Source organism: Halobacteria archaeon AArc-dxtr1, assembly GCA_025517425.1.
In the GTDB taxonomy this organism is placed as follows: Archaea; Halobacteriota; Halobacteria; order Halobacteriales; family Natrialbaceae; genus Halostagnicola.
The window spans coordinates 76,648-96,609 of the sequence record JAOPJY010000001.1; the positions used below are offsets into that span (position 1 = coordinate 76,648).

Sequence of the window (19,962 nt, forward strand, 5' to 3'; positions counted from 1 at the left end):
ACGAACCAGGCATGCGTGGATCGCTCCCAACCCGTGGCTCTGTGAAATAGCTCGGTAGTGGCCAGTCTCTATCTCGCCTCAGGTAAATTCGATCGACGTATCGCACTGACCACGTGTTCCCCATACGAGAAACGCAGCGACACCATTTCCTCGAACTCCTCTTTGTCGTGGGCTGTTTTGCCCCATTCATAAATACTATCTGATATCAACCTAGTTACTTTCGTCTAAAATACTCGTTCAAATACCAAACCCCAGCACGATCTACCCCGGTTTGTTTTAAAAATAACAGTCGTCATGGGCAAGACATATATACATCAAATGTGAAATTCACTTGTACGTGAAACGATGACAAACGAAACAGACAGCAAGCGAAGACAGTTACTGAAGGCGGTAGGTGTCGTCGGGACGGCTAGCCTTGCCGGCTGCCTGGGAGACGACGATGAGAACGGCGACGACGATGAGAACGGCGACGACGATGAGAACGGCGACGACGAGGGAGAGGCTACGTTCGAAGTGACCGGACTCGAGCCGGGGGAGACGACAGTAACGTGGCACGATTCTGTCGGCGTCTCAGCGACCGTCTCGAACACCGGTGACGCGGACGGCGAGCAAGACGTCCAACTGCAGGTTGGCGACGACGAACACGGAACGGAAACCGTCGTGCTGGAGGCGGGCGCGGAGAGTGAAATTATCTTCGACGCCATCGAAACGGATTCCCTCGACGTGGGTGAACACACGTACGGAGTGTATTCGGACGACGACGACGAAACTGCGACGTTGACCATCGAGACCTTCGGAGACGACCCCGAACACGTGTTCTCGCTCGACGACGCGAGCGGCGATGTGATCGTCCTCTCATCCGGGACGGACACCCTCACCGGAACGCTCGCGAACCCGTTCCCGTTCGATCTCGAATCCGGAGAAGCCCAACTCGAGGCGGATGGAGTAGACGTATCGTCTGCGGATGGTGAACACTTTGATACGCTTTCGGCAGGCGATTCACAGACCGTCGAGTGGGACGTCGACGTTCCTGACGGTGCGGGGGAGGAGTACTCGCTTACGGTTTCCGTGACGTACGCCGCTGGCGGTGACGACGGCGAGGAAGAGCACTCGTTCACGGGCGTCGTCGAGGACGAGGCGTCGCTCTCCACACAGGATCTCTCACTCGACGAGTTAGGTCCGCAGTGGGTACACGCGTACGCCACTCAAACCGACGAGATGCCAACCGGCGAACCCGCGTTCAGTATGCCGGCGACTGACGACCACGTCGACTTCGAGGGGGACGACTGGGGCGGAGAGGAGGACCTCTCTGCAGAGCTCTACCTCGGATACAACTCGGACAACTTCTACCTCCGCGTTCTCGTCACCGACGACTACCACAATACCGTCGCCGGCGAGACGATGTGGGAAGGCGACTCGATTCAGTTCGCCACCGAAGAGGACCTCACCCACAGTGCAGACTACGCTGTCCGACACGACCCCGACGATGGCCCCGAACTACACCAGTACGTACCGCCTCAGGGCGACGGGGACATAGACGACATCGAGGCCCATACGGAGCGCGAGGGTGACGTTACGACGTACGAACTGGAGATCCCGTGGGAGGCATTCCGGAGTTCCACTCCGGGTCCTGGGGACAGTATCCCCTTCGACATCGTCGTTCACGAGCGTGACGAAGAAGACGACTGGCGTGGAGCGATCAGCTACGGCAACTTTTCGATCTTCTTCCCGCAGACACCCGAACACCAGGGCCTCGTCACACTCTCGAGCGATGGGGAGGATCTCCCGTGGGAGGTCGCACCGGTTCCGGAGGGGCCAGAGAGCCTCGATGCTGGTGAACAGGGAAGTTGGACATTCACCGTAGTCAACTGGGCGGAAACCGAACAGGAGATCTCGTTCGAAGCCCAGGGTACGGATAGTGCAGGTGATATCGTGATCGATGCGGAAAGTGCAGCGCAGGTAGTGCTCGACTGGACGCTGTTCGACGACGAGACGATCAGCGTCGAGTTCGACAACGGAGAGGAAACGGTCACGTCCGAGATCGACGTCTCGGTCAGCTAGAGTTCGGACCTCTGCTTTTTTCGACGTATCAACCGGCCCAGAGTGTAACGACAACAGGCTACTCGGGCAAACTGACGTCGAGTTCCGGTTCGAGTATCGTTTCGAACAATCGCGGCCACGGAAGCGATATTTCGAGAGTTGAGAGTTCGTCGATCGTTCCGTGTTTCAGTTCGCCATCCGAGTATCCGAACTCGACTGGCTCGCCGACAAAGTGATCCTCGGCGTACGTCTCGACGAACGGTCCCAGTTCGTCTTGGACGAACGCTTCGAGTACCTCCACTTCGTCGGGTTCTAAGTCGTACACGTTAGCGTCCATCGACCACCCCTCTGCGTACGCGTCCGGCTGGACGACGTTCTTCCAGTAATCGTCCTTCGTGAGTCTGTGCAGTAGATAGTTGACGTGTGCCTCGGCAGGGTCGTGGAGATCGGTAACGTCGGGGTAGTCGCCACTTTCCTGGAGAAATGCCCATCGGGAGAGGCCGTGGCCCGTCGCAATTCCAAGCGCATTGCCGGCGGTGTTCCACGCAGAGAAGGCGAGCAGCTGGGAGACGGCTATCTCGGCTTCCATCCGTTCGGTCAACTCTGGATCGGCCGCGTTCACCTCAACTGCATCCAATACGATGACTGGATCGTCGTTTTCGAGGTGTGTGGCGATGTCAGAAACGAACGCGTCTAGCTCGTCTGCCCGGCTTTCACCCTCTTGAGTGGGTGTGTTGACCATGAGGTGGATATCAGGGTCCGATTCGACGACCTGAGCGCCCGAGACTTCCAGATGTTTGGCGATGTTCTCGTCGTACGGAATATCTTCGTACACCGGGATCCAGTCTTCGCCGTGCACGCCGGAATACTCTACTGACACGCGAGGCGTTAGATCGAACAGCTCCGTGACGTATCGAGCAACGAACGTGGTGTCGTTTTCGTCCGCACCCGGGAAGACCTCAACGCGGTCGTCGACGCCGAGGTCGCCGATTAAATCGAGCAGTTCTTCGCGTTCAGGTCGGTGAAGGCCCACCTCGTCGGCGTCGTCCTGACCGAGAATGAGATAATCGATCTTGTCATCAGCCAGTTGTTCTATCACGTACCGATTGACCTCGTGGTTGCGCTCACGGGAGTCCAGATAGTCCTCGATGACTTCGTCTGGGAGCTGTTCTTCGACGTCCTCGAGGTCGTCGGCGTACTCTTCTTCGCCGAGGTTTTCGACGCGATCGACGAGCGTCGCCCACTCTTGAAGCAGACTTTCGTCGAAGTCATCACTCCCGAGGAATGTCGGCGCTAACCGCTGAATCGTGTCGTATACGAGTATTGTCGCATCCGGGTGCTCGTCGCGCAGTTCGGATAACACTTCGACGTTCGACATCGCCTCCTCTTGGGACATCTCCGGGACGCGGGAAGCTATCAATCCGCCGTAGACGAGCATATCGACAGAGATGATGAAGCCGTCGACGTCATCTACCGAGAGCAGCCACTCTCCGATCTCGTCTCCGTTCCCCGGCGTTTCGAAGAAGCCGATTTGATCCTCGGGTGGAAATCGAGTCTCTACGTCAGCCGTGGCAGCTGTCATCTCGGGAAAATAGATGTTCGCGGGTCGATCGTCGAGTGGAACGATCGCTAGCGTATCCTCGATAAGGTTGGATTCACCGTTTCCGTTGCCCAGACCGTTTTCCGTCCCGTTGCTAGTGTCATCGTCACCATTCCCGTTATCGGTGTCATCGTCCTCCAGATCGGAGAGACATCCCGCAGCAACGGTACCCGCGCTGGCTGCACCCAACAACCGAAGAAATCTTCTTCGATGGTTTTCGGACGTCTCCGTCTGACGATCGGTATTTCTCAATCGCATTGATGTGTACACATACCGATAACACGACCATATACATTGTGCTATTCTACACTGACGCGAATGATGATTTATTACTGAGGGTTACTGAATAGGCCAGTGGCCATCTGCGCTCTTCTATGAGTTTTGTTGGCCTCACTAGAGAAGCTACCGTTCTAACGCTTGTCGGTCCACCCCTCGGGAGCACTATAGACACACTCACCCCAGAACTGAAGAGAGAGGATGCAATCCACCCGTAGTACGGTTCGGATAGATTCACGAATAGTTCTCCAGCGTTCAGAACCCATAACGACTGCACAATAACTCACTTTGAGAGCGCTTGTTGGACTTCTAGTTGGACATGTTGTAAAATATTGGCCAAATTGAAAAAACCATAACCCAATCACATTAAGAGAATCTTGAACTTACGGTTGATGTATATGATATGAACAACAAGTTATATTTAAAATAGTATCTATGTAACGATCATTCGCATGAGTGACGAGCAGCACGAGCACTGTGAAGTTGGCGAGAAGTATCGACGACGGTTTCTAAAAGGAGTTGGTGCAGTGGGGGCGACTGGCGTCTTCGCCGGCTGTCTCAGCGATGGCGATGACGCCGACGACACTGGTGATGACCCCGGTGACGATACTGGCGACGACACCGGCGACGACGACCCGGCCGACCCCATGGAGTTCGGGGTAATCGACGTCCAACCGGGCGATCATACCGTGACCCGTACCGATCCGTTCGAGGCCACTGCCACCGTCGAAAACAGCGGTGGACAGGAAGGAGAACAAGATATCGAACTCCGCATCGACGGCGACGACATCAGCGTTCAATCGCTCTCGCTAGACGTCGGCGGCGCCGACCAGGTCACCTTCGACGCCGTCGACACCGAGGCGTACGATCCTGGCAACTACGTGTACGAAGTCGCCACCGACGATGATTCCGAGGACGCCACCCTCACTATCGATGCAATCCTCGGCGACGATCCCGACCCCTTGATCGATTTCGATACGGAGGTCGTTTCAGTCGAACCGGGATCACAGACAGTTACCGCGACCCTCGAAAATCCGTACAGTGTCGCCGTCGAAGGCGGGGACCTGTCTCTCAGCATGCCGGACGGATGGGAGATCGCAGATGAGAGTGGCACCTCGTTCGACACCCTCGATAGCGGTGCCACACAGGTCGTCGAGTGGGAACTCTCCGTCCCCGACGAACCTGGAAGCGAGTTCCAGCTCACAGGTACCGTCAGTTACGCCTCCTTCGGGGAAGAGGCAGATGTGGAATTCGAGCAGGCGATCTTCATCTCGGCAGAGGCTCCCGAGGGGGTCTCCTACCTGTGGGAGATGAGTGACGGTGAGGGAGACGCCACCACCGATGCGGTCTCGGGGACGGAGATGACGCTCAACGGACCGCGGTGGCAGAGTGGCGATGGCGTCGGCGACCACTACCTCGAGTTCGGCGAGTACGAGGAACTGTACGACGGGAGCGGTGATTTCGGTGCTGTCGACTACCAAGATGATTTCGACGGTCTGGATGCGATCACCGTCAACTTCTGGCTCAGAACCGACAACGAAAACCCCTGGGGCCCACCGAACGTCCTCGGAGTGAATCAAGAGGGAGGGACGACGTCCCCAGAAGGGCTAGCCTGGTTGTTCTACCAGCTATCCGGAGAAGGGGATCTCAAATTCGTTGTCAGTGATGGTGAGGACGTATCGATCGCTTCGGTCGAAGAGCCGTCGGCGTACGCCGACGGCGCCTGGCACATGGTCACCGGCGTCTGGGACGGCGATGCCGAAACCATCCAGTTCTACCTCGACGGCGAACTCGTCGAGGAAGAATCGGCCGTCGCCGAGATGGACACCGTCGAACAAGAACTGGCCATCGGTGCCACCCAGGGCGGACATATGCCCTTCGCCGACGATCTCGATCACGTCGAAATCGCTCCCGACACCGTCTGGGGCCCCGACCAAATCGCCGACCGCTACGACGAACTCGAAGAACACTACGAGACGGAGCCGCCGGCACCGGATGCTCCTGAGGGCGTCGCTTACCAGTGGGAGGTAAGCGAGGGTGAGGGTGACGTTACAGTTGACTCTGTGTCGGAAACAGAGATGGAACTGGAGGGTGCAACCTGGCAAAGTGACGACGGTGTCGGTGGTCACTACCTCGAATTCGGCGACTACGACGACATCAGCGACGGGAGCGGTGACTATGGTTCTGTCGAGTACCAGAGTGATTTCGACGGTCTGGATGCGATCACCGTCAACTTCTGGATCAGAACCGACACTGAACCTTGGTTCGGCCAGCCAAACGTGGTCGGAGTGAACGCGGAGGGCGGAACGACGTCCGCAGAAGACTTAGCCTGGCTATTCTACCAAGACCACGATGAGGGCGGACTCGACTTTGTCGTCAGCGATGGTGAAGATGAGTCGATCGCAGGCACGTCAGCCGCGTATGCTGACGATGAATGGCATATGGTAACTGGCGTCTGGGACGGCGATGCGGAGACGATCGAGTTCTATCTCGACGGTGAACAGGTCGAGGAAGCGTCGGCCGTCGCGGAGATGGACACGGTCGAACAGGAACTGGCTATCGGCGCCACCCAAGGCGGACACATGCCGTTCGACGACGACCTTGACCACGTCGAAGTTGCCCCGGACACTGTCTGGGACGCCGACCAGATTGCCGACCGCTACGACGAACTTCAGGAGAATTACTGAAGCCGCCGATAATAGCGCTCTGGATTCAACACGGTTTGTCGGCCCAGCACGATCGCCTCACAAAGTCGTGCAGTTTCCTGGCGTTTGAGTCCGTCTTACTGGAAGTTGGATACGCGAGTTTCACGCTGATCCGACCATCCTAATCATTTTATAGTTATGTTGTGTAATATGTTTGTATGTGTGACAACAGCCGTCAGGCCGAGACTACTGTCGGTGAAAACCGCCGTCGAGTGCTCAAAGGAATCGGTGCGACGGGCACCATGGGCCTCGTCGCCGGTTGCCTCAGTTGGATGGATGCAGAATCTGATGAGAATGATGACGATGGGTCCAAAGCAAACGGTAACGGGACCGACATTGAATGGCTGACTGTCACGTCGGGCGAAACGGAGACGCTCTCTGCAACGGAACTGAAAGCCATTACTGGCGTTACGCTGGAACGAGCCTCGTCAATGACGTTCGAGCGGGGGGCTACCCTCCGCGTGGAATCATGACCGTCGAAGAGATCGATATTCGCCACGAGGACGGGACGCTCACGTTCGTCGCGATCGACGAGAACGGAGACGAAACCGCGGCCGACATCGACGTCGGCGCACTCATCGCTGACGAACTTCAGAGCGACCTCAACGTGGGTGGGAACGAGCTTCGAAACGCCCGGTCGGTAGAGACGACCGGCCTGCACAGCGTGTCACCGGGAATCCGTTCGGGGACGCGTGGATTTGGGTACTACAACAGGGAGTTACGCTCGCTCGCACTCAATCAGCGACGGTCGACACACCAGAAGCCGGTGTTCCACTGGCAGCTAGATGATGGGTATGACTCGGTGTACGAGCATCGAGGCGTTTGGGACGAAAACGACGTGAAACCGTCCATCGCTGTCAATCCGGGATCGATGGGTGATCCCGGTCGACTGACCTGGGACCAGACCGCTGAACTCTACGAGCTCGGGTGGGAGGTCGCAAATCACGGACAGGACCACGACTCTTTAGCTGAACTCGATCCCGCGGAGATGGAGGCAGAGGTCGTCGACGCAATTCTCGAGCTAAACGAACACGGGATTGACCATCGACACTACGTCTACAGTCACGGTCACACCGGCGGGCGTCTCGGGAAAAATATCGTCTCGGAGCTGTATCCAGTCGGATGGGGAGTTATCGATCACTACCTTGCAGACTGGACCCCATTCGATGCACACAGGGTGAGTGCAGATGGGTGGAAATCCGTCGAGGCAATAAAAAGCAGCATCGACAGTGCGATAGAAGCGAACACCGGAATGGTCCTGCTCGGACACGTCGTCGTCGACGGAGATACTGACGAAGGGGGGACCCTCGAGCTGTCTACCGGTCGGATCGAAGAGATCACGCAGTACGTTCGAGAGCAGGGCGGTGAGTGGACTGATCGACTCGACGACGTTTTGCGACATTCGGAGCCGCCGTTAGAGAGTCAGACCGCTGTCCGGGCAGAGCTAACGGCCGACCAGTCTTCTGAAGCCGGCCAGTGGATCGAACAGCTCCCGTTCGACACCGTATCAAAAGACAACCTCGAGGAGTGGGATACTTCGAACCACGACTTCGTCCCGGAAGACACGGGAGACTATCTAGTCGATATCTCGGCCATGTTCACGACCGAGGACGACGACCAACTGCGACTTGAGTGGCAGGGCGACGGCGCTACCGATACGCTGATAGACGCGCGGGCGTCGGCCTCCGGCGGCGTGGAAACTGTCGTCTCGTCGTCGAAACGAGTTCGAATGACGGCTGACGAACGGTACTCCGCTCGAGTTCGGACTGAATCGAGCGCCGGGACACTGGAAGGGGTCCCCGAGGCGACCTACGTTACGATAACGCGCGTCGAGTAGCGGCTCCGGTACACAGAAGTGAAAACAGTGCCTCGCGAAAAACGGACTTCGCCTAGCCGAGCGACCGAACCCACGTATTCTGGAACTGGATTCGGCTATCCGCTTCGAGTAGTCGGAGTGGAAGTTCGGCCGAATGTTCTTCGTAGTCCCCGATGGTCCCGTCGGCGTTCGGCCCGTCGAGCTCGAGCCGAGCCTGGACAACGACCCCGTTCAAGATCGCGGTCACTCTGGCTGGCTTGTCCAACTCCCCGTCTGCAAACTGTGCAGATTGCCACAGGATATCGAACTGTTGCCACTCGCCCGATTCGCGAACGGCGTCGTGGTACGGCTCCTCGGGTGGATACGCACCGGCCCATTCGTCGGCCTCTGTCGCGTTGTCGTAGTTGTCCAGAATTTGGATTTTGTAGTCTCCGATCTGGATCCCGCTGTTGCCACGCTCTAGACCAACTGCTTCGACGCTGTCGGGGACACGCCATTCGAGGTGAATCTGCGAATCACCGTACTCGTCGTCGCTCACCCAGTCTCCGTCTCCCGGTTCGATGCTGATAGGGGCGTCGATCAACACCTCGGCGTCCTCCGGGGGCTCGCCTGCCGTACCGAGTCCACCTGCGTCGATTCGCTCTGGCTCTTCACTTCCACCGTCGGCGGACTCGTACTCGAGAATCGAATCCGGATGCTCGTGATCTTCAACCGGCCGCTCGGGAAGGTCACGATACCAGACGTTCCGGAATCGAACGATGTCGCCATGTTCTTGTAAGAAGAACGGCCACTCCATAACGAAATCTCCGTTCTCGTCGGTTGGGTGTCCGAGGTCAGGATCGTCGAAGTCGTTAACACCGCCCCAGTTGGTTCCCGGGACATCGTAGTGAACTTTGGTGGGAACTCCGTTGAAAAACACCGTCAACTGCGGGTATCTCACGACCTCGCCGTTTTCGAAGTGGGGGACACGCCAGAAGATATCGAAATCGTTCCACTCGCCTTCTGGCCGAAGTGGCAGGACGTGCGGTGCTGCGTCGGTATAGTACGTACCAGCCAGCTGTTCCGGCATCCAACCGCTGTCGTCGATAATCTGGATCTCGTAGCGCTCCATCATGAAGACGCCACTGTTACCCTCGTCGTCTTCTTCTGCCGGCTGCATCCACTCTACGTGGACGTGACAATCGCCCATCCCGGCACCGAGTTCGTCCATCTTTGGGCGCAGATCGCCCGTGTCCGGGACGACTTCGAAGTAGTCGTCTTCTTCGATCCATAACGGCTCTGCACCGTCCGGTTCGGTAGCCGACGGTGACCAACCCGAGTGTTCCCAGTCGTCGAGTGTCGCCGTCTCGCCGTCCCAGAGAACCGTCGCGTCAGACGGCGGTTCACTCCACAGACCCTCCGCACCGGGGTCGACACGTTCCGGCCAGAGTTCTTCCGGCGGTGGCGAATGACCGTTCTCTTCGCCATTCTCTGTATCATCCCCATCGTCATCGCCATTTGCGTCGTCACCGTTCTCGTCGTCGTCGCCCGATCCGAGACAACCCGCGAGACCTGCAGCCCCCACACCTCCGGCTAACTGAAGAACCCGACGTCGGTACTGTCCGTTCCGAGCGTTATTCTCGACTCTACTATTGGTATCCTGTGTCATCCGTTACACAATCGTATACTTCCTTCTCTCACATATATCTACTGGAGTATTATATGATTGTGGAGGATAACGATAGTACAAGACTGTTGGAATTTCTCTCTGTGGCAACTCGGACGAATCGCATACTCCGACGAGAACCGCGGTAATCTCGAAAAAGGGTCCTTTCTCCCGATGCCGGTAGGAGGTTGTCTCAGCCGGTGTACTCGACCATGTAGATGGCACCAGAGCCATCCTCAGCGTAGTTCAACACGTAGAGACGGCCCTGCGGATCGTACTTGATCTCCATCGGCGTGTGCCACGGCGCGTCCGGCAAGAACTCGTCGATCTCGATACTCCCGTCCTCCGCGAACGTGATGTAAAACGGCCCGATATCTGTCCCGTACGGCGCCAAAAAGAACTGCTTCCCTTCGAAGTACGGATCGAGCGCCCCCTCGCCGAACGCGTCCGAATACCGGTACGACGGCCCCCCATTTACACCGCCCGACAGCCCGACCTCGGGCCACGTGTGTTCTCCGGGCCGGGGCATATCTACCCACGCGGGAGCTTCGGAATACTCCGACTCCTGCCCGATCTGGGGGTGCCAGATCAGGTCCGGCGTGATCGGCGGGATCCGCTCGAGACCCGTATTGTTGCGCGAATCATTCCGTGGATTGTCCATCCAGTACGGCTGCCCAAGCTCGTCGCTTCCGTGGTCATACCGACGGTACGGATAGTACCCCTTGAAGAACGGCCATCCCGCGTTATCCGGTTCACAGATCAATCTGTACCCCGAAATTCCGACCGGGCCACGGTCGGTACTCCAGTCCCCGTAGCCGGGACCGTAGTCGCCGGTGAAGAGAGCCCCCGTGTGCTCGTCAACTGCAAAGATGAACGGGTTTCGATACCCCATGGAGTAGATCTCGGGTCGGAACTCCTCGTCGTCGAACTCCTCGCCCAGGTGCTCCTCGTGTTTCTCCTTTAGGTTGCCCTCGGGAACCGAATACCCACCGTCTGCGTCGGGCGTGATTCGCAAGATGCTGCCCCGGAGGTCGGCCGTGTTCTGGGACGAGCGAGCACCGTCGTACGCTGGGTGTATCTCTTCACGATCGTCGAGCGGCGAGTACTCCGAGACGATTTCGCAGTTGTCGCCGATTGAGATAAACAGATTCCCCTCGGGACCGAACTGGATGCTGCCGCCGTGGTGGCAACAAGAATCATGCTGTTGGGGAATGCGGATGATCTCTTCTTCGGAGGCGGGATCGATCACGTCGCCGTCGAACTCGAATCGTGAGACCAGCATATACCCCCACGTGATCTCACCATCGTAGAACTCCTCGTACGGGCTCGTGCCAATGTCTTCCATATCTTCCGAGGAAGGATGGTAGCAGATGTAGACGTGGCCGTTCTCCTCAAACGCCGGGTCTAGCGCGATACCCTGGCCCCCTAGCTCTCTGGTTGGCGTATCGACGCCCGCTCCCTCCTCGTTGCCGAATTTGACGTCGAGTTCGAGAACGGCCTCGTGAGCGCCAGTGTCAGGGTCGACCCAACCCACGTCACACGTCCCATCGCCGTACACGGGAAATGACTCGCCGCGTTCGATGTACCAGACGCGGTCGTCGGGGCCGGTGTCGATGGCCATCAGGTAATCCTGCTCGAGGATGGCGCTGGTCTCGTAGTTATCCCAGTCGGTCGCCGCCTCTGGGTCGGGCTCGCCCCACTCGGGCTGCAGCTCCCGATGCCAGTACGTCTGCTCGGGCTCACCGTTCCCGTTGCCGTTTTCTGGACCATTACCGTTTTCTGGCCCGTTCCCGTTTGGCTCGTCTTCTCCGTTGTCGTCGTCGCCGTTGTCGTCGCTGTCGCCCAGGCAGCCGGCCAGTCCGACCGCACCCAGCCCGCCGGCCCCTCTAAAGAACTGTTTAGTCAGATTCTGATCAGTGTCTGCGTCGTCTGGCGTCCTCTCGACCATATCACGTCCGATGATGTTATTGTATAAAAACGTATTAAAAAATATCCAATGAATTCTACCTAATTATTTAGTATGCGTGATTGTAATTTCCCGTAATAAGACTGTTCAGACACCGTGTTGATCTGTCGCCGGATTCTCAGGCGTCTCAAGCTATCCGAACGGGTGTCGAGTCGAGGTGCCCCGGGTCGAAGTGGACGTTCGAACCCTATACGGCTAGGGGCTACCAGGGGGCACCTCGTCAGGTAGGACCTCGCTTGATGAACGCGTCGTCGATGATGTTGTTGCACATCTCCACACCACCATCCGTCTCGACACTCTCCGTGATGATGTTGTCAGTCACGATCCCTCCGTCTGCGAGGTCCGTACCGTGCGTGGTAAGGTAATCGATGCGGTTCCCGCTGATGAGTACGTTCGCGGTCATTGACTCGCCCGCTCCGTTGAGACGAAGGCCCCGTGATCGCTGTTTAGACCTGTTTCGTCGAGGTGGCAACCCGTAATTGTGATCTCGTTCGCGCCACCATACCCCGCCCAAATTCCGGTATTGTTGGCGCGTTTGACGGTCACGTTGTCGACGGTCACGCCGGAACCGAACCGCTGTCTAGTTGTATGCCTCTGTTGGTGCTATCGTCGGGCCGTCCCCTGATAGTGGTACCGCTAATGGTGACCGACTCGAGTTCCTCCCCCGTATCGGAGAGATAAATGGCAATGCGGTTGTCCTCGAACAGGCAGTCCTTGATCTCGACGGATTCCCAGTTGAGGCCACTGATAGCCTCCCCATCGAGATCCCGAAACGTACAGTTCTCGATGGTGATGTTTCGATACGTTTCGCCTTCGCCGACCGAATGAGAGCCGATCGCGCATCCGCCACCGTTCTCGAAGCGGCAGTCTCGTATCGTAATATCCTCACAGTGAGTGCTATCATCTGCTCCAAACCAGGGGAACGCCCACTCCCCCGAGCGATCGTGCGTCGAGAGACTCGGCGACGAGATCACCGACGCCGATATCGGCACCGGTCTCGTCCCCGTTCTCGTCGACGGCGACGAACGCGAGCGCACCTCCTTCGTGACGGATGTCGATCTCTTCGGGAATCATGCTTTTGTGTGATAGATGTACGCTGGGTCGAGTCGGCTCGTAGAGGTGACGTCGAAATCCATGCCAACAGTACGATCTCTGCGGGCGACCGAATCACCCCAGTCTACTCCACGCCACCGACCCCTCCCAGTGAATCTGCACTCCGGGCGTATACCGGCCATCTGTATATTCCAGGAACGCACAACATCCATATAATGGTTTTATATTTATCCAAACACAAAGAGATGTGTTATATTCCGGAAGCGTATTTTTCGAGGATCACGAATGCCGACGGCTCCGGTTGAAGGGCCAACGTAGGCAGTGAAGGATTGAGGATATTGGTCCGAAATCGCTCGTATGCAAAGACAACCCCCTTGTGGCCGAGTCAGCGTCTATTGTGGCCGAGCCAACAAATCGACCGAACGGAGATACCGGGGCACATTCATGAGTTTCTCAGTATGGGCCGAGACTAACGCTCTCCTATCCATAGAGAGACGATTCGTCGGTAAACTATGTCGTCCATTACAACCATATGGTTGTAATTTACTCAGCTCAGAATCGTTCTCTTGTCGACTTGAAAAACAAACATCATAATATCGCTGACCATCTCCCCAAAAAATATAGCGGTCCACAACAATCAGAAACTGATGACGTTCGAAAATCGTAGCGATGGGAGTGAAAAGAGCGTTCAGATTGACACTAACAAACGTCTGTTTCTACGAGCAGCCGGTGCTGGTGGGCTGGTGGGGATTGCAGGCTGTCTCGGCGACGACGATGGTGGGGACGATACCGCCGATGACGGCAACGGGGACGACGACACCACGGGATCCGCCTCGTTTGAGGTTTCCGACGTCGATCCCGCAGAGATAACTGCCGGCGAGGGAGAGGCGATCGACGTGTCCGCAACGGTCTCGAATACCGGTGACGCAGAGGGCACACAGCTGATCCAGCTCATCGCCAACAACGAGATTCTCGACGAAGACGACCTAACGCTGTCCGACGGTGACGAGGAGACGGTGGCGTTCGAGCAGGTCGATACAGCCGGGTTGGCAGTCGGTTCGTACACCCTCACCGTCGCGAGCGAAGACGGCGAGGCTGAGGGTGAACTGAGCATCGTTTCCGACTACTTCTCGGTCTCTGACCTCGAGCCCGGTGATGTGACCATCGATCACGGCGATTCGTTCAATGTCGAAGCGACGGTTACGAACACCGGAGACGTCGAGGGGACACAGTCGATCCAGGTAGTCGTCGGTGGTGACACGGTCGACGAACAAGAGATCACGCTCGCGGAAGACGAGGATGAGACGGTCGTCGTCGAGGATATTGACACGAGCGAGTTCGGTGTTGGGAACAATGACTACGCAGTAGCAAGTGACGACGATACCGCGAGCGCAGTTATGACGCTCGATGGGGGACTCGAAGCACCGTACGCGCTCGACACGGGCGGTATCGCCCACGACGAGACGATCGAAATCGAAGGACTCGTGTTCGACGAATCGCCGGAGGACAACGAGTTCGTTGAACCGGTATACGGCGGCAATTACACGGAGGACTCGGGTCCGGTCGCCGCAGAGATCGCCGGGACGGAGTACGACGCGCTCTACCAGGCAGAAAGTCATGGGAACGACCTCGGATACGAAATCGGGATCCAAAACGGAACATATGATATCACCTTACACTTCGCCGAAATTTTCACCACAGCGATCGAGGAGGGCGAAGGCTTCCGCATATTCGACATCTACATCCAGGATGAGTTAGTGTACGAAGGGTTCGATATCCTGGCTATCGCTGACGGAAACGAGGCCGTCGTCGAAACGTTCCGTAACGTTGAGGTCACGGACAACGTCCTCCGGATCGAAACCGAGTGGGACCCCGACACGGAAGACCAAAATACGAAGTTCAGTGGCTTGGAGGTCCACCCGGCCCAGAACGAAGTTTCGGCCCCGTACGCGGTGAATCTCGGCGGCTCGGTCGAAGAGGAAGAGCCCCAGTCCAATCAGCCGGTTACGATCGACGGACTGCGGTTTGACGAGGTCCAGGATCCAGATGACGCTGAGTCAATCCCCCACCTGGAGATCTTCGGCGACCACCACCCCGACGAAGCCGACTTCTTCACACCACCGGCAAACAGAGGCGCTGAAACCGACGAAGAGATCGACGGAACGGATCACCCAGCGCTGTACCAGACGTACTTCTTCGGGAACAACTTCGGATTCGAGTTCGCCATCGAAGACGGCACGTACGACCTCGTGCTCCACAACAGCGAGAACTTCGCAGACGAGGAAGGTGGTCGAGTCTTCGATATTCTCGTCCAAGGCGAAATCGTCGCAGAGGAGTACGACATCTACGCGGAAGTCGGTGACTTTGCCGCCCACGAATTCGTCGTCGAAGACGTAGAAGTCGACGACGGGTCGCTGACGATCGAGACGGAAACGGTCGAAGATATGTCAAAATTCGCCGGGATCGAGATTCGCGACCCGAACGGCGACGATAATGGTGACGACGAAGACGATAGCGAACCGGATCCCGTCTCCGTTCCATATGGACTGGACGCCGGCGGTACCGAAAACGATGAAACGGTCGAAATCGACGGACTGGAGTTCGATGACTCGCCGGACGCCAACGACGCCGTCTCCGTGTTTGGGGACAGCGGCGGAACGAGTGGAATGGATCCGGACGATGACGAGACGGTGTTTGAAGGGACGGAGGACGACGTGTTGTATGCAAGCGAGATGAGCGGCGAAGACTGGGGGCTCGAGATCGGAATCGATGACGGCACGTACGACGTGACGCTGCACTTCTCGGACTGGCCGCACTTCGACGACAGAGAGCGGATCCAGAACGTCCTGCTCCAGGGAGAGGAGGTGCTCTCGGAGTACCACGTTGAAGACGGTGTCGCCCATCCCGAAACCTTCGAGGGCGTCGAGGTCACGGATGGCACGCTGGCGGTCGAATTCGAAGTCCATCCTGACTCCGACTCCAACACGAAAGTCAACGGGATCGAGATTCACGACGCGGAGTAACCGGCGACAGCGCCGATCCCTACCGCTGTTCGGACGGTCTTACGACGCACCCCTCGCCGTTCGTCGAGGGCTAGCAGTTTTTCGTTGCCTCCTGCGGCGACATCACGGACATCCGTTCGTACTTCGCTAGCGATTCTTCGTCGTGACAGAATCTACCTACCTCGCGGCCGTCCACGGAGCGGACTGGGACCGAGAGGAGTCGGTGTGATGGTTGTTCCAACCGGAGAACCCGTTTCAGATCGACACCCGAAAGACACATATACATAAATAATGGCAATATCTGCATAGATGACGGTTAGAGATAGTGAGACAGCCGATGTAGCGGTCGCGAATAATCGTCGTCGGTTCCTCCGGGCAGTCGGAACTGGTGGGATCATCGGAGTGGCTGGATGTCTGGGCGACGCCGACGAAAATGGCGACGGCCAAATAGCCACAATAGTCGCGTCTCGAGACGCCTGTCGTCACGTCTCTCTCAGAGTGTCGACTCGTCCGATTCGATGACGACGTCGACGGAATCGGTCTCGTCCTCGCTGCTGACTGTGACCGTCCACTCCCCCTCGTCGTCGTCCAGGCAGAGTTATGGAACCGATGTTCGTTCTACGGACAGTAACTATCGCATGATCCTCTCATTATTTAAAAATTAACCCGTTCCTGTGGAACGCGGGGGCTCGTGTATTCCGACGGGACCGTACGCCACCACTGGCCGTCGAGTGCGTCGTCGCTTCTCGTGACAGAACAGATCGAGAGACGGTTAGCCCTATCCGAATCTATAAATGGATTCTATAAGTATAAGTGAGGTATGGGTTCGCAGACCGAGCGTCTGAGACGGCGTGAGACATCACTACCAAGGCGGCAGTTGCTGATGGCGGCGGGCGGGACCGGTGCGGTAACGCTGGCTGGGTGTTTCGGGCTCGAGGAACTGGGCGACGATGACGGGGCGTTCTTCGACGTTTCCGAGATTACCCCGACAGAGACGACTGCTTCGCAAGGCGAGTCGATCAACGTCTCTGCGACAATTACGAACACCGGGGACACATCGGCAACCCAGACGATCGAGTGCGATATTGACGGGACCGTCGTTGCAGACGAAGAGCTGACCCTGGCCGAGGGCGAATCTGAGACGGTTCATTTCGACGAGATCAGTACATCGGATCTTGGTATCGAAACGCACACGTATCGAATTGCGAGCGACGACGACGAGAAAACAGGGGAACTGACGGTTCAAATCGAGGAGGTCAGTGTTCTCGTCTTTTCTGCGACCGACGAGACTCGTCGCGAGTCGATCGAAACGGGCAACGAGGCTATCGAAGCTCTCGCCTCAGACATTGCCGACGAGGTGAGCGCCAACGAAGTTACGATCGACGTCATCGAGGCTGATACCTCCGAGTTTCCGTCCAGCCACGACACCCTACAGGAGTACGACACTGTCGTCTGGAACAACACGACAGGTGCCGTTCTGAACGAAGAGCAGCGAATGGCGTTCCAGTGGTACATCCAAGGCGGGGGTGGGTTTGCCGGCATCCATGCTGCCGCCGAAACGCACCACGATTGGACGTGGTACGGCGAGCTGATTGGGGCTTACGCGGAGAACGCCCCCGACGTCCAGCCGGCCGACGTTCAGGTAACCGACCGCAGTCACCCATCTACCAGCGATCTTCCCGCTCGATGGGAGGTCGAGGACGAGTGGTACGATTTCGACCAGAATCCTCGCGGTGACGTCCACGTCCTCGCGAGCGTCGACGAGCGAACGTACGACGGTGCAGCGATGGACGGCGGCCTCGCGGACCATCCGATCAGTTGGTGTCACGAATTCGATGGCGGTCGAGCGTGGTACACCGCGCGCGGCCACACGGAAGATGCGTTCGAGGAAACTCACTTCCTCGAGCATCTGAAAGGTGGTATTCTCTGGTCTGCAGGCGTTCTAGACGGCGGTGCGACGGGAACTGTGTGGGACCAGTTCACTGTCGAGTCGATCACCGACAACACCGGGGAGCCGATGAAACTGGACGTCGGACCGGACGGGCGTCTCTTCCACAGCAGCCGCCAGGGGGAACTCTTCATCACCGACCAGGAGTCGGGCGAAACGACGACCGCGCTCGTACTCGACGTCTACACCGGCGAAGAAGACGGCGTGCAGGGAATCAGTCTCGATCCGAATTTCGAGGAGAACGGCTGGATCTGGGTCTTTTACTCGCCCGCGGAGACGCCTGGCTCACCCTACGAGTACAGTCCATACGAGGTGGAACGAGCCTCCCAGTATCAGAATCTCCCCTACTGTCGGCTGTCTCGGTTCGACGTGGACGGTGAGACGATTGATCCGGATTCGGAGGTCGAAGTTCTTCGCGTGGAGATGCAACGCGAATCGTGCTGTCACGTCGCTGGCGACATCGTGTTCGACTCGGAGGGATACCTCTACCTCTCGATCGGAGACGACACGAACCCGTTCGAATCCGACGGATACGCGCCGATCGACGAACGAGAGGGCAACGAGTACATCGATGCGCAACGAACGTCGGGGAACACGAACGATCTACGGGGCAGTATCTTACGCATCCGCCCCGAAGACGACGGTTCCTACTCCATTCCTGAGGACAATCTGTTTCCCGAGGCGGAGTACGAAGAGGCGATCGCAGAGAGGCTGGTTCGTCCCGAGATCTACGTGCTCGGACTCCGAAATCCGTTCACGATGGCCATCGACCCGGAAACGGACGACCTCGTGTTCGGCGATTACGGCGAAGGCGCCGGCGGGTGGAGCGACGAACGCGGGGCGCTCGGGCTGGTACAGTTCTATCGTACGTCGGAACCGATCTACGCTGGTTGGCCGTACTTTGCTGGACCGAACTACCCGTACACGGATTGGAACTTCGAGACCGAAGAGGTAGCGGGCGTCTTCGATCCGGAGCAACCGATCAATGACTCTCCGAACAACGATGGACTGACAGAGCTCCCACCGGCGACCAAAGCGACACACTGGTACCCAATGACGTGGAACTCCTATACTGGTGGCGGTGAACCGGATTACATCGAGCTAGAGGCAGGTCCCGATACAATCCCGCATCCGGGAATTCCCGGGGGAAGCGGTGGGCCGATGACGGGACCGATCTATCGCCACGACGAGGAGTTTGCCGACACGGCGCTTCCGGAGTACTACGATGGCAAACACCTGATTATGGACTACCACGATAACTGGACGCTCATCGCCACCTACGACGAGGATGACGAACCCCTGACGGTCCACGAGTTTCTCCCCGAGCAGTTGCTACTGGAGTCACCCTTCTACGCGACGATTGGTCCCGAAGGACACCTCTACGTGATGGAGTACGGGGCCGGCGCTTCCAGTCCACAAATCTATAGAGTCTATCATGAAGAATGAAGAGATATAGTGTATGAACACATACAATATTTTTAAGCAAAAGCGACCCTGTGGTGAGAGTGGGTCGAAACAGTGGCTCTCGACCGGCAGCCATGTCGATCCAACGGGTGTCAGACACAACCGTCCGGAATGCCGTGGCTACCACCGTTGCTGGCCACAGCAGTTCAGGACCATCACACTTGCACCATCAGTCTGTTCGCGATGACACCCGAACCACTTCTGGCTCGAAGGGGCTTACTCGGCCCCCCTCATCACGTTGAGATCGGTACGACTCTGTCGCCATCTTCTTATTTCAGTAGAAGTCTCTCAGAAAATATCTCCGTGTGCTGAGCAGGAACATTTTTAAAATACAGATACTATGAGTAATGATATGGTTGATGAAGATTCCCACGCGCCTGCTGATGGGCACGGGAACCATCTAGATACCGACTCACCCCCTTCCACACTCGCGGCAAATGAACGCAC

The 19,962-nt window shown here is 57.5% G+C and carries 11 protein-coding genes; 6 read left to right on the forward strand and 5 right to left on the reverse strand.

The window, feature by feature from the left end:
- Positions 1–345 precede the first annotated feature (345 nt).
- On the forward strand, positions 346–2,061 hold the full coding sequence (locus OB905_00425) for a hypothetical protein (protein MCU4924450.1): 1,716 nt from the start codon (positions 346–348) through the stop codon (positions 2,059–2,061).
- A gap of 58 nt (positions 2,062–2,119) precedes the next feature.
- On the opposite strand, the gene OB905_00430 is transcribed toward OB905_00425, so the two are convergent.
- Positions 2,120–3,898, reverse strand: coding sequence for a DUF4127 family protein (locus tag OB905_00430; protein MCU4924451.1), 1,779 nt, complete (start codon positions 3,896–3,898; stop codon positions 2,120–2,122).
- Between the two features lie 470 nt (positions 3,899–4,368).
- On the opposite strand from OB905_00430, the gene OB905_00435 reads away from it, so the two are divergent.
- From OB905_00435 to OB905_00445, 3 genes are all read left to right on the forward strand, one after another.
- Positions 4,369–6,603, forward strand: a complete 2,235-nt coding sequence (locus OB905_00435) for an NEW3 domain-containing protein (GenBank protein ID MCU4924452.1) — start codon at positions 4,369–4,371, stop codon at positions 6,601–6,603.
- Positions 6,604–6,779: 176 nt separating this feature from the next.
- Positions 6,780–7,094 (forward strand): hypothetical protein, encoded by a 315-nt coding sequence (locus OB905_00440; GenBank protein ID MCU4924453.1) that lies wholly within the window; start codon positions 6,780–6,782, stop codon positions 7,092–7,094.
- Positions 7,091–8,458, forward strand: coding sequence for a polysaccharide deacetylase family protein (locus OB905_00445; protein MCU4924454.1), 1,368 nt, complete (start codon positions 7,091–7,093; stop codon positions 8,456–8,458). Before OB905_00440 ends, OB905_00445 begins: the two co-directional genes overlap by 4 nt.
- 52 nt (positions 8,459–8,510) lie before the next feature.
- Here OB905_00445 and OB905_00450 read toward each other — a convergent pair whose 3' ends face one another.
- The 4 genes from OB905_00450 to OB905_00465 all read right to left on the reverse strand — a co-directional run bounded on the left by OB905_00450 (position 8,511) and on the right by OB905_00465 (position 13,122).
- Positions 8,511–10,001, reverse strand: a complete 1,491-nt coding sequence (locus tag OB905_00450; GenBank protein MCU4924455.1) for a DUF1080 domain-containing protein — start codon at positions 9,999–10,001, stop codon at positions 8,511–8,513.
- A gap of 274 nt (positions 10,002–10,275) precedes the next feature.
- A complete protein-coding gene (locus OB905_00455; GenBank protein MCU4924456.1) occupies positions 10,276–12,030 on the reverse strand; it encodes a PQQ-dependent sugar dehydrogenase in 1,755 nt (584 codons plus the stop codon).
- A 238-nt stretch (positions 12,031–12,268) separates the two neighbouring features.
- Positions 12,269–12,451 carry a hypothetical protein gene (locus OB905_00460; GenBank protein ID MCU4924457.1) on the reverse strand — a complete coding sequence of 61 codons (183 nt, stop codon included), beginning with the start codon at positions 12,449–12,451 and terminating at the stop codon, positions 12,269–12,271.
- Between the two features lie 497 nt (positions 12,452–12,948).
- On the reverse strand, positions 12,949–13,122 hold the full coding sequence (locus OB905_00465; GenBank protein MCU4924458.1) for a hypothetical protein: 174 nt from the start codon (positions 13,120–13,122) through the stop codon (positions 12,949–12,951).
- A gap of 722 nt (positions 13,123–13,844) precedes the next feature.
- On the opposite strand from OB905_00465, the gene OB905_00470 reads away from it, so the two are divergent.
- Entirely contained in the window at positions 13,845–16,124 is a 2,280-nt protein-coding gene (locus OB905_00470; protein MCU4924459.1) for a malectin, read from the forward strand.
- A gap of 799 nt (positions 16,125–16,923) precedes the next feature.
- Complete coding sequence (locus OB905_00475; GenBank protein ID MCU4924460.1) at positions 16,924–19,497, forward strand: ThuA domain-containing protein; 2,574 nt, start codon at positions 16,924–16,926, stop codon at positions 19,495–19,497.
- Positions 19,498–19,962 lie beyond the last annotated feature (465 nt).